This window comes from Acinetobacter sp. YH12039 (assembly GCF_013420015.1).
GTDB lineage: Bacteria > Pseudomonadota > Gammaproteobacteria > Pseudomonadales > Moraxellaceae > Acinetobacter > Acinetobacter amyesii.
Map to the genome: position 1 here is coordinate 98,555 of NZ_VOZA01000005.1, position 12,490 is coordinate 111,044.

The window sequence follows — 12,490 nt, forward strand, 5'->3', positions numbered from 1 at the left end:
AATTTAGATATCTAGTGATTAAACCAAAAGATCATGCAAAGTTAGCAGCAATTGCTCCGGCTGAAATTGTGCCTATTCCGACAAATTTGCTAGGTTGAATTCACTTCTGAAGCTCAGCACAATAATCATAAGGTAGATTTAAATTGAATCTCATTGATTGAAATGGTGCATCGATGTCTCAGCAGGCGAGTTCTTTAATTCAAAAATATAATGTACCAGGTCCACGCTATACCAGTTATCCAACCGTGCCGTATTGGGAGGAAGCTGAGTTTTCATTACAACAGTGGAAACAGGGATTGAAGCGTTCATTTGATGAGACTAATCACAGCGAAGGCATCAGTCTGTACATCCATCTACCCTTTTGTGAAAGCTTATGTACGTTTTGTGGTTGCCATAAAAAAGTTACGAAAAAACATGAGATGGAGCTGCCTTATATTCAGGCGGTGCTGAAAGAATGGGACTTATATTGTCAGCTCTTGGTCGATCGACCGATGATTAAAGAAATTCATTTGGGTGGGGGAACGCCTACTTTCTTTTCTCCTGAGCATCTCACCCAGTTGATTCAAGGGATTTTGGCTCACGCAACAGTTGCAGATCAGCATGAATTTAGTTTTGAAGGCCACCCCAACAATACCACACGCGAACATTTACAATCCTTGTTTGATTTGGGCTTTCGACGCGTAAGTTATGGAGTGCAGGATTATAATGAGAAGGTGCAAAAAGCCATCCACCGTATTCAGCCCTTTGCACATGTTGAACAAGTGACACAGTGGGCACGTGATATTGGCTATACCTCTATTTCACATGATTTGGTTTTTGGTCTGCCATTTCAGGATTTAAACGATGTGTTGCATACCATTGAACAGACCACTCGTTTGATGCCAGATCGTCTAGCCTTTTATAGCTATGCACATGTGCCGTGGATTAAGGGCAATGGTCAGCGTGGTTTTAAAGATGCTGATGTCCCGAAAGATGATTTAAAGCGTCAATGCTATGAGGAAGGTAAAAAACAGCTACTAGCGCAGGGCTATCATGAAATTGGGATGGATCATTTTGCATTAACCCAAGATCCAATGTATCAAGCTTTTCAGCAGGGCAGTTTGCACCGTAATTTTATGGGCTATACCGCATCGAAAACCCAAGTAATGATTGGACTTGGCTTATCCTCGATCAGTGATAGTTGGTACAGCTTTGCGCAAAATGAAAAGAAAATTGAAGACTATTATGCACGTTTAGAAGCGAATGAAATTCCAGTCTATCGGGGGCATGTGCTGACAAATGAGGACTTAATCATCCGTAAGCATATTCTCAATTTGATGTGTACCTTCCAAACTTCTTGGGCAGGTCCAGAAATGCAATTTCCTGAGCTTGATGAAGTATTAGCGCAATTGGCTGAAATGCAAGAAGATGGCTTGCTCGAAATTTTTGATCAGTACATTCAGGTGAGTGATGCAGGCAAGCCTTTTGTTCGCAATATCTGCATGGCGTTTGATTTACGATTAAAACGTCGTGTTCCTGAAAATCGTATTTTTTCGATGACGATTTGAATTTTCCCTAACTCCTCTTTAATAAAGAGGGGGAAGCCTCCCTTTTGTAAAGAGAGGTTTGGAGGGATTAATTTATGGAGAATTTAAAGGATTTTTAAAAATCATCCTTTTGATACATATGCGACATACGATCATGTTTGGTTTTTAAATATTGTTCGTTGAATGGATTTAGACCCACAGTCAGCGGAACACGATCAACGACATTCACGCCTTGTTCTTGTAGCGCTTCAATTTTTAACGGGTTATTGGTAATGAGACGCACCGCAGTAATGTTGAGATGATTTAACATGATAGGACACATATCATAACGACGTGCATCAGCAGGAAGATCCAATAATAAATTAGCATCGACTGTGTCATGGCCTTGGTCTTGTAGAGCGTAAGCACGGATTTTATTGGTTAAACCAATACCGCGACCTTCTTGGCGTAAATATAAAATCACCCCTTGACCCGCTTCATTAATTAATTTTTGGGTGGCTTGAAGTTGTGGGCCGCAGTCACATTTGAGTGAAGCAAAGGCATCACCAGTCAGGCATTCGGAGTGGATACGTACTAAAACAGGTTCAGTGGGAGCTTGTTCTAGTCCTTTAGATAGTGCGACATGTTCTTCACCGGTTTCAGGATCCTGAAAAACCGTAATATTGAATTCACCAAAAGCGGTCGGTAATCTTGACGTTGCGACAAATTCTATAGGCACTGCTTAACCCGTTTATTCGATTATAAATTGGCTAAAGTATAGCGTAATGCTTGGACATTGGTAGAATTGCAACGACGAATTTATGCAGAACATTTTCTTTTTTGTATAAAGCGAACGATAATAGTTGATAAATAGGAAGATTATTCAGGATAATCTGACTCATTCAAAATCTCCCCAACGAGATCATTGCTAAAAATTACATCGCTACAAGTTTGGCTGATTGTAAGGTGATACAATTCGACGATATGATCGAGTTACCCATTTAGACCGAGCTTAGGAATTTGCCAGGCTTTAGAAGGCTTTGCCACATTATGCTGTATAAAGAAATACCATCTCAACGCCCTGTAACACCGTTGCTGGATACGATTAACCATCCTCAACAACTTCGTTTACTCGAGCGCAGCCAATTAGAGCAAGTGGCGGATGAGTTACGTCAATTTATTTTGTATGCGGCCGGACAAAGTGGTGGGCATTTTGGTGCCAATCTTGGGGTGATTGAATTAACCGTGGCATTACATTACTGTTTTGATACGCCACGTGATCGTCTGATTTGGGATGTGGGTCATCAAGCCTATCCGCATAAAGCCTTAACTGGTCGTCGTGAACAATTAGTGACGATTCGTGCCAAAGATGGTTTGGCTGCGTTTCCTGCCCGTGAAGAATCTGAATTTGACACCTTTGGTGTAGGCCATTCATCAACAGCGATTTCTGCTGGTCTTGGGATGTCATTGGCACGTCGCTTCAAGCAAGATCCCTGTCATGTGGTTGCAATCGTGGGTGATGGCGCGATGACAGCGGGCATGGCTTTTGAAGCAATGAACGATGCAGTGGCGCACAATGCTGACCTCATGGTGGTATTGAACGACAACGATATGTCGATCTCATGCAGTACCGGTGGTTTTGCCAAGCATTTGGCTGCGATTTGGGAAAGTGGTCAATCGGTTAATATTTCTGAAAATGGCGAAGCCTATATTCAACCGCATCCTGAATGGGCGTATAACTCACGCCTACATTGTGCTGCGACCGATGCTGCAGATAACTTATTTAAAGCCATTGGCTTTGACTACTTTGGTCCTTTTGATGGGCACGATGTTGAACAATTGACACACGTGTTTGAAGCCTTAAAAAAACGCAAAGGCCCACGTTTAGTACATGTCTATACCAAAAAAGGTAAAGGCTTTGCACCTGCCGAAGCAGATCAAATCAAATACCATGCCATCAGTAAAGTGAATGCACCCGCTGCTGTGGCAACTGCACCGAAATATTCAGATGTTTTTGGTCAGTGGTTATGTGATGAAGCTGCACAGGATGATCGTTTATTGGCGATTACTCCTGCGATGTGTGAAGGCTCAGGCATGGTGCAATTTGCCAAGCAGTTCCCTGAGCGTTTCTTTGATGTTGCCATTGCAGAACAACATGCGGTGACTTTGGCTGCGGGTATGGCCTGTGAAGGGGTAAAACCGGTTGTTGCAATCTATTCAACCTTCTTACAACGTGGTTATGACCAACTGATTCATGACGTTGCTTTGCAAAATCTCGACGTGACATTTGGTATCGACCGTGCAGGTTTGGTTGGTGAAGATGGCCCTACGCATGCGGGTGCTTATGATTATGCCTTTATGCGTACCGTGCCGAACATGGTGATCATGGCGCCGAAAGACGAAAATGAATGTCGTCAAATGTTGCATACGGCTTATTTGTATAAAGGCCCAGCGGCGGTACGTTACCCACGTGGTAATGGACTGGGTGTTGAGATTCAGCAAGAGATGACCGAGCTTGAAATTGGCCGTGGTGAAATTCTTGCAAACTTCAATGATCAGCAAGAGGACACCATTTCTATACTGGCTTTTGGTAGCCGTGTACAAGCGGCAATAGAGGCAGGACAGGCTTTAGCGACAAAACTAGATGTGGCTGTGCGTGTGATTAATATGCGCTTCGTGAAGCCCTTAGATACACAGTTGATCGATCAAATCGCGGCAAGCACGCAACTGTTTGTGACAGTTGAAGAGCATGCCGTCATGGCGGGTGCGGGCAGTGCAATAAATGAATATTTAGCCCAAGCCGGCGTGGTTAAACCGGTGCTGAATTTAGGTTTAGCTGACGAGTTCATGCACCAAGCAACGCATGCTCAAATGTTGCATCAGGCTGGACTGGATGCTGAAGGCATTAGCGCTTCTGTGACACAAAGCTGGCTAAAACATAAGCAAACAGTGGTTTGTTGATTTTCTAATTTTTAGAAACATTTTTTTCCCTAAAAGCCCTTATATTTGATAAGATATAAGGGCTTTTATGCATTATTCTTTATCAGTATCTTCAAATTTGTAGTGGGTGTTCAATGGAACCTATGGTGGTTATGGCTGCGCGTGCGGCTCAATTAGTTGGTCAAGAGCTTTTAAAAGCGCATCAAAATCGTCATAAACTCGATCTACAAGTCGAAGAAAAAGGAATTGATGGTCCAGTAACGCGTGTAGACCGTTATTTGGAACAATTGACTATCGATACCCTACGTAAAAGCTATAAAAATCACAGTTTCCTAGGCGAAGAGTTTGGTCTTCAAGAAGGCAAAGGTCACGACGCTGATTGGTGTTGGATCATCGACCCACTTGATGGCACATTAAACTTCGTTAATGGTGTTCCACATTTCTGTATCTCTATCGCAGTTCAACATAAAGGTGTAACTCAACACGGTGTTATTTATGACCCTGTGAAAGATGAGTTGTTCTCTGCAAGCCGTGGTCGCGGTGCGATGATGAACCAACGCCGTATTCGTGTAAATGTAAAAGACAGCCTAGAAAACACGTTCCTTTCAGTGGGTCATGCGTATCGTAAAATTCGTAATGGCGAAGTGGTTTCTTATGCGAAAAACCATTTCAACTCATTGTTAAATGTGACTGAAGCCGGTGCTCAATACCGTCGTTCAGGTTCTGCTGCTCTTGATCTAGCATATGTTGCTGCCGGTCGTTTCGATGGTTATTTCGAACTTGGTTTGAAACCATGGGACATCGCTGCAGGCGAACTTATTGTGAAAGAAGCGGGTGGTACTGTGGTTGATGCTCGTGGTGGTAACGACTCAATGGACAATGGTCAAGTACTTGCATGTTCTATGAAAATGCTTAAACCACTTATGCAAGCTGTAGTTCCAGCTTGGGGTGAAGCTGCTAAATAATAGAACGCTTAGTTCGAGTTTATTGACAGAATAATGAAATAAAGCCCTCTTTATGAGGGCTTTATTTTTGTCTAATCGGTCAAAAATAATGGCTTAAACACCTATAATTTAAAGCTTCTTACAAAAAATATTCTGAAGTTGACTAAAACAGGTGACATTTAAAAACTTTCTGCTATAATCCCCGCACGCACTAAATTTCGTTCATTACCTGAACATTCTCTTCTATCATTGTGTATGCGCGTTCCGGTCCAAAGAGAGGACGATATTTCGCGCCCCACCCAATCGCTAAGCGATTCCTTCAGGTTGCGGCTGTAATCATGTGTGCGTTATACGCATCGTCGTTCTCGGATCGCCGCTGATTCTATATTTTCAGCGTCTTTTGCTGTGCCGCTTTTTGCCGATGTCCATCTGAATTTATATTTTTAATGGAGCACCCATTTTTGGGGTGAAATACTCTATGAGCAAAACTTTTGCTGATTTTCCTTTACATGAGTCGTTACAACTAGCATTACAAGGTCTAGGTTTTACTACACCGACTCCAGTGCAAGAACAATCAATTCCAGCTGCATTAGAAGGTAAAGACCTTCTTGTATCAAGCCAAACTGGTTCTGGTAAAACTGCTGCATTCTTACTCCCAACTGTGAATGCTTTGGCTGGTCAAGACACATTGATGTCTTTCAAAGAGCGCATGAAAGCGGTAACTGCACCGTCTATTCTTGTACTTTGCCCTACACGTGAATTGGCTCAACAGGTTAGCCAAGACGCAATTGCTTTAGTACGTCACATGAAAGGTGTTCGTATTGCTGCAATTATGGGTGGTATGCCTTTCGGTAAACAAATCCAACAGCTTAAAGGTGCACAAGTTGTCGTAGCGACTCCAGGTCGTTTACTTGACTTGGTTAACCGTCGTCAAATTAAACTAGACAACGTTGATGCGTTAATCGTTGACGAAGCTGACCGTATGCTTGACTTAGGTTTCTCTGAAGACCTAGAAGCGATCAGCGACTTGGCTGCTAACCGTAAACAAACATTAATGTTCTCTGCAACATTTGCGCCGCGTATCATTACACTTGCAGAACGCATGATGAATGATCCACAGCGTATTGCGATTGAAACTGGTCATTCTACAAATACTGACATTGCTCAGACTCTTCACTGGACTGACGGTTTCGAACATAAGAAAAAACTTTTGACTCACTGGTTATCTGATGAGTCTGTAGATCAAGCAGTTGTATTCGCATCTACTCAAGAAGATACAGATATGTTGGCTGAAGAACTTGCAGAAGCAGGTCACTCAGTTGTTGCTCTTCACGGTGCAATGCCACAAACTGTACGTAACCGTCGTTTACGTAGTATTCGTGAAGGTCGTGCAAAAATCTTAGTTGCGACTGACGTTGCTGCACGTGGTCTAGACGTACCAACTATTTCTCACGTAATTAACTTCGGTCTTCCAATGAAGAACGAAGACTATGTACACCGTATCGGTCGTACAGGTCGTGCGGGCCGTACTGGTAACGCGATTACTTTAGCGACTTACCGTGAACGCGGTAAAATCCGTGCTTTAGAAGACTTCTTAGATGCACGTTTAAATGTATCTGAAATTGAAGGTCTTGAGCCATCTCCACCTCCTGCACGTGGTAGCCGTGATGGCGGTCGTGGTCGTCGTGATGGCGGTCGCGGTGGTCGTGGTGGTTTCGGTGGCGGTCGTCGTTTTGAAGGTGAATCAAACTTCAAACGTCGTGAAGGCAACCGTGATGGCGAACGTCGTTCATTCGGTGGCGAAGATCGTCCACGTCGCGAATACAACAACGATCGTCCACGTCGTGAAGGCGGTTTCGAAGATCGTCCACGTCGCGAATTTAACAACGATCGTCCACGTCGTGAAGGCGGTTTCGAAGATCGTCCACGTCGCGAATTTAACAACGATCGTCCACGTCGTGAAGGCGGTTTTGAAGATCGTCCACGTCGCGAATTTAACAGCGATCGTCCACGTCGTGAAGGTGGTTTTGACCGTCGTTCTAACGATGACAACCGTGGTAACCGTGTAGATTATAAACCAGCTCGTGAAGGTTATGGCGATCGTCCAAAACGTTCATTTGGTGAAGATCGTCCACGTCGTGAATTCAACGGTGACCGTCCTCAACGTTCATTTGGTGAAGATCGTCCAAAACGTTTCGGCGATGACCGTCCAAAACGTTTCGGTGATGATAAACCACGTGGCGAACGCACTTTCGGTGAAGACCGTCCACGTCGTAAATTCAATGACTAATTGAATTTCGAAAGAAATATCGAAAAAACCGGTGGAAAGACCGGTTTTTTTTATGGATTTAAATTAGCTTTTTAATCAGAAAAATGTATACTTGATCAAACTTTATGTGTTTAATGATAATTAATATGAACGGAAACGCGTTGGCAAATATGCGTACAGTGATGATCGAGGTACTTATGCCTTATATCGGTTTGACACTCTTATTGTGTAATATCGTTTACTATATATACAATTATTTTAACTAAATTCTTCTATTGGGTTGAAAGCAGCCTCTATAAAATCGCATTAATAATAAAAAACAATTTACCTGATGGAATGCAGGGATATGCGCTCATGCAATGGTAACATTTTAAACTTCAATCCTTTATAGTATGCATGCTGAAAAAAATGCAGGAAAATCCTCAGCTATGAATAATCAAACGTCTTCTCAGACTCAGGCACTGATCGAAGTGAAAAACCTGAGTTTTAAGCGAGGAGAGCGCGTCATTTATGACAATGTCAGTTTAAAAATTCGTCGTGGTCAGATCACTGCAATTATGGGTCCATCTGGTACAGGTAAAACGACTTTACTCCGTTTAATTGGTGGTCAATTGACTCCCGATAATGGAGAAGTGTTGCTTGATGGGCAGGACATTGCACAGATGTCACGTCAGGAGCTCTTCGCTGCGCGTGCGCGTATGGGGATGTTGTTTCAGAGCGGCGCATTATTTACCGATATGTCGGTATACGAAAACGTAGCCTTTCCCATTCGTGCGCATACCAAGTTGCCAGAGCATTTGATCGCTGAAATTGTTGCGTTGAAATTAGAGTCTGTTGGTTTACGCGGTGCAGAACAAATGATGCCTTCTGAACTTTCAGGTGGTATGAATCGTCGTGTGGCTTTGGCCCGTGCAATTGCACTCGATCCTGAGCTGATCATGTATGACGAACCCTTTGCAGGGCAGGACCCGATTGTGATGGGGGTTTTAACCCGCTTGATTCGTTCGCTACGTGAAGCTTTAGATTTAACCACCATTATTGTCTCGCATGATGTAGCTGAAACCTTATCAATTGCAGATTACATCTATGTGGTGGCTGAAGGGAAAGTGCAGGGCGAGGGAACACCTGAGCAGTTAAAAGCACATGCTTCGCCTTTTGTGAAGCAGTTCTTGACGGGTTCGGTAGAAGGTCCGGTCGATTATCAATTCAGTCATCAGCCCTATTTAAATCATGAGGTTCGTTCATGAATGCTATTGCCGCATTAGGTAGACGCGTCATTGAACGTGTTCGAGGAATCGGCGTAGCAACCATTATGTTGCTGCAGATTCTTTTTTCCATGCCGACTTTACTTGGCGTGAAATTGTTTATTTATCAGATGTACCGTGTTGGTGTGCTTTCATTACTGATTATTGTGGTATCTGGCTTATTTATTGGCTCGGTACTGGGTTTGCAGATGTATAGCATTCTGTCGACCTTTGGTAGTGAAGCGATGCTCGGCACAGCCGTTGCACTGACTTTACTGCGTGAACTTGCACCTGTGGTTGCGGCTTTACTCTTTGCAGGTCGTGCAGGTTCTGCTTTGACGGCTGAAATTGGTTTGATGAAAGCCACTGAGCAGTTGTCGAGTATGGAAATGATCGGGGTCGATCCATTAAAACGAGTGATCTCGCCTCGACTTTGGGCTGGTATTTTTAGCTTGCCAATGTTGTCGGTGATTTTCGCTGCGGTCGGCATCATGGGCGGTAAATTGGTGGGTGTTGATTTTCTGGGTGCAGATGAAGGCTCTTATTGGAGTGGCATCGAGAACAGTGTGCAATTCTTTAAAGACGTCTTTAATGGCACCATCATCAAAAGTTTTGTTTTTGCATTAATTTGTACATGGATTGCGGTCTATCAGGGTTATGCCTGTGTCCCAACTTCAGAAGGTATTGCAACGTCGACCACACGTACAGTCGTGTATTCTTCGTTGTGTGTTTTAGGATCAGATTTCGTGTTGACTGCGGTCATGTTCGGAGGTATTTAATGAAATCACGTACGAGTGAACTGGCCGTCGGTTTTTTTGTCATTCTTTTTGCTATCGCTATTTTCTTCTTGGCGATGCGTGTGAGTGGTTTGGTCGGCAATAACATCGAAGACAGTTATGAATTGACCGCGACATTTGAAAATGTAAACGGGATTAAACCCCGTGCCAAAGTCACCTTAAGCGGTGTCAAAGTCGGTCAAGTGGAGTCGTTGAAACTCGATCCTGTGACGCGCTTAGTGACAGCACATCTGATTATGGATGGCTCATTAACCTCTTATAACGCAGAACAATTAAAAGAAGTGCAAAAGAATGCACTCGAAGAACTGCGTTACACATCAGATTATGAAGCAGCAACACCTGCGAAACAAAAAGAAATGGAACAGCAACTGATTGCTAACATGAAATCCATCACCAATATCGATGAAGATGCTTACATTATGGTGGCAACCAATGGTTTATTGGGCGAGAAATATTTGAAAATTGTACCGGGTGGTGGTGTCAACTTCTTAAAACGTGGTGACCAAATTGGTAATACCCAAGGTACGATGGAAATCGAAGATTTGGTGTCTAAATTTGTGACCGGTGGTGCAGGGAACAAATCTGACAGCACAGCAGAAGCTGAACAAAAAACAGAAGCTGCTGACACAACAACGGCAGAAGAACCTGCATTTGTTGAATAATTTTTAGGAGAAATTAAGTGAACACATTGTTAAAACATACGCTTACAGCAAGTATCTTATCAACTATGATGGCAGGTACAGCTTTTGCTGCTCCAAGCGAAGCACCACCTGCATTTGTAAAAAAAGTGGCTGATGGCCTCATTACACGTTTAAAAGCAGATCACGCAAAACTACAAAATAACCCTGCAGCTGTGAAAACGATTGTTCGTCAAAACTTAGACCCGTATATCGATTCACAAGCGTTCACACGTATCGTGATGGGTACGTATGCAACGAATCAATACAGCTCAGCGGCTCAACGTGCGCAGTTTGAACGTAACTTCCGTGCAACGCTGATCGAAAACTATGGTTCAGCTTTTGCCAAGTTTAGTAACCAAACGTATAGCATGCGTCCATATAAAGCGTCGAACAGTAAGAACCCTGTTGTAACGATTGATTTCCATAACAACGGTGAAAAAATTCCAGTCTCTTTCCAGTTGGCGGATAAAGGTTCACAATGGAAAATCCGTAATATCAACGTTTCGGGTATCGACCTAGGCTTACAATTCCGTAATCAGTTTGCGGCGACTGTAAAACGTAATGGCGGTAACATTGATAAAGCAATTGCGAACTTCAAACCTGATGCTGACGCAGCATTGGACAAGAAAAAATAAGATAGGTGATGTGTGATTAAACTTCATCAACAAGAATTGATGGTTTCAGGCAAAATTGATTACAACAATGCCGAATTGTACTATCAAGACGGCTTGAAATTGATTCAACAACAGCAAGCTTTTCCCTTAGTGGTCAATCTTGCTGAGCTTGAACATGGCAGCACTTTGGCTTTAGCTGTTTTGGTCCGTTGGTTACGCCAAACGCCAAAAGCGCAAGGTTTGCAGTTTAAAGCAGTCCCTGAAAAAATGATGAAGATTATTCAAGCCTGTCATCTTGAGCATGACTTGCAATTGATCTAAATAAAAAAAAGCACCATAAGGTGCTTTTTTTTATTTTAGCGGGACAAGAAACTCTCGCAAGTCCGCGCAATAGGAAAGCACTAAATCCATTTCTTCCAGCGGAAGTACATCAATGGGCCAATAAAGAATGCCACGATGATTAAGCTGACCACGATAAAACTGGTTGTACCATGTGCGAATGGCAGTACATCGGTGTTCATCCCATAGACGCTAGCCACTAACATCGGTGGCGCAAGCATACTTGGTAAAATCGAGAATCGACGAATCGTATCATTCTGTTCGGTGTTAATGAACCCTGAGGTGGTATCCAGTAAGAATCGAACCTTTTGGAACAAGAAGGCATCATGCTCAACAAGTGAGCGTACGTCTTCACTGAGTTCTCGGATGTCGGCATCATAAATATGACTGCCCAAGGCGCGAGGACGTGACAGGAAGGTGAGAACACGACGTAAATCGATCAGACACAGCTGTGCTTTCCCGAGCATATCTTCTAAATGTGCAAGTCGGGTAATCATGTCATCTAAGTCTAAAATCATCTCACGATGACGGTTATTCAGCACTTCTGTGGAATACTTTTCTAAGTCCTTGTGGATATCTTCCAAGATATCCGCAAGCTCATCGAGTTTGGCTTCTAAAAGACCCAATAAAATCCAAGTTGGATCTTTATAGTCAATTTCATAATCGTTACGACGCGCGCGGGCACGAAAGGCACGGAAAGCCACCAGCTTTTCACCCCGTAAAGTGAATAAGCGTTCTTTATGCAAAATAAAGGCAACCGTTTGTACGGTAGCTAAGGTGCTGGCATTTTCTTCGGGTTCGCCATCGACCTGAAAATTTTTATTTTTCGTTAAAAAATAGGTGCTGATGTGCAAAATACCGTCGTCATCACGGTAGAATCGTGCACTCGACGAAATATCTTCTAATGATTTTAATGTAGGTAAATTCTGATCATAGGCATCCATAATCCATTGCTGCTCTTCCTGAGACGGGGCAATGAGATCGAGCCAGACTAAATCCTGATGTAAATCGAAGTCACCATTGATGGTGACATCTTCCAGGCTACCGCGCTCTGTGGCGTAAAAGGCTTCAAGCATGTTGTCTTTTCCCCTTGCGCAGTAAGTTAAAAATGAATGGGTGTATTTTAGACAAGGATTTGCTGAAAAACACTGTTCTAAT

The 12,490-nt window shown here is 43.2% G+C and carries 11 protein-coding genes; 9 read left to right on the top strand and 2 right to left on the bottom strand.

What is annotated here, in order from left to right; genetic code table 11:
• The first annotated feature begins 173 nt into the window (after nucleotides 1-173).
• On the top strand, nucleotides 174-1,547 hold the full coding sequence (gene hemN, locus FTT98_RS04040) for an oxygen-independent coproporphyrinogen III oxidase (RefSeq protein ID WP_180177050.1): 1,374 nt from the start codon (nucleotides 174-176) through the stop codon (nucleotides 1,545-1,547).
• Between the two features lie 94 nt (nucleotides 1,548-1,641).
• On the opposite strand, the gene ribA is transcribed toward hemN, so the two are convergent.
• A complete protein-coding gene (gene ribA, locus FTT98_RS04045; protein ID WP_168379100.1) occupies nucleotides 1,642-2,244 on the bottom strand; it encodes a GTP cyclohydrolase II in 603 nt (200 codons plus the stop codon).
• 311 nt (nucleotides 2,245-2,555) lie between these two features.
• Between ribA and dxs the strand changes: the two genes are divergently transcribed.
• The 8 genes from dxs (at nucleotide 2,556) to FTT98_RS04085 (ending at nucleotide 11,314) form a co-directional block, all read left to right on the top strand.
• Entirely contained in the window at nucleotides 2,556-4,466 is a 1,911-nt protein-coding gene (gene dxs, locus FTT98_RS04050) for a 1-deoxy-D-xylulose-5-phosphate synthase (RefSeq protein WP_180177051.1), read from the top strand.
• A gap of 113 nt (nucleotides 4,467-4,579) precedes the next feature.
• The gene (locus FTT98_RS04055; RefSeq protein WP_078189303.1) at nucleotides 4,580-5,410 is read left to right on the top strand and encodes an inositol monophosphatase family protein; all 831 of its coding nucleotides are present in this window, start codon (nucleotides 4,580-4,582) and stop codon (nucleotides 5,408-5,410) included.
• A 457-nt stretch (nucleotides 5,411-5,867) separates the two neighbouring features.
• Entirely contained in the window at nucleotides 5,868-7,679 is a 1,812-nt protein-coding gene (locus FTT98_RS04060; protein WP_180003429.1) for a DEAD/DEAH box helicase, read from the top strand.
• 407 nt (nucleotides 7,680-8,086) lie between these two features.
• Entirely contained in the window at nucleotides 8,087-8,905 is an 819-nt protein-coding gene (locus FTT98_RS04065; RefSeq protein WP_111885426.1) for an ABC transporter ATP-binding protein, read from the top strand.
• On the top strand, nucleotides 8,902-9,681 hold the full coding sequence (gene mlaE / locus FTT98_RS04070) for a lipid asymmetry maintenance ABC transporter permease subunit MlaE (protein WP_078189301.1): 780 nt from the start codon (nucleotides 8,902-8,904) through the stop codon (nucleotides 9,679-9,681). The genes FTT98_RS04065 and mlaE overlap by 4 nt, the downstream gene beginning before the upstream one ends.
• Nucleotides 9,681-10,361 carry an outer membrane lipid asymmetry maintenance protein MlaD gene (locus FTT98_RS04075; RefSeq protein WP_078189300.1) on the top strand — a complete coding sequence of 227 codons (681 nt, stop codon included), beginning with the start codon at nucleotides 9,681-9,683 and terminating at the stop codon, nucleotides 10,359-10,361. Before mlaE ends, FTT98_RS04075 begins: the two co-directional genes overlap by 1 nt.
• Before the next feature lie 17 nt (nucleotides 10,362-10,378).
• Complete coding sequence (locus FTT98_RS04080; protein ID WP_078189299.1) at nucleotides 10,379-11,014, top strand: phospholipid-binding protein MlaC; 636 nt, start codon at nucleotides 10,379-10,381, stop codon at nucleotides 11,012-11,014.
• A 39-nt stretch (nucleotides 11,015-11,053) separates the two neighbouring features.
• On the top strand, nucleotides 11,054-11,314 hold the full coding sequence (locus FTT98_RS04085) for a lipid asymmetry maintenance protein MlaB (RefSeq protein WP_218945760.1): 261 nt from the start codon (nucleotides 11,054-11,056) through the stop codon (nucleotides 11,312-11,314).
• An 80-nt stretch (nucleotides 11,315-11,394) separates the two neighbouring features.
• Here FTT98_RS04085 and FTT98_RS04090 read toward each other — a convergent pair whose 3' ends face one another.
• On the bottom strand, nucleotides 11,395-12,408 hold the full coding sequence (locus FTT98_RS04090) for a CorA family divalent cation transporter (RefSeq protein ID WP_078189297.1): 1,014 nt from the start codon (nucleotides 12,406-12,408) through the stop codon (nucleotides 11,395-11,397).
• Nucleotides 12,409-12,490: the final 82 nt, after the last annotated feature.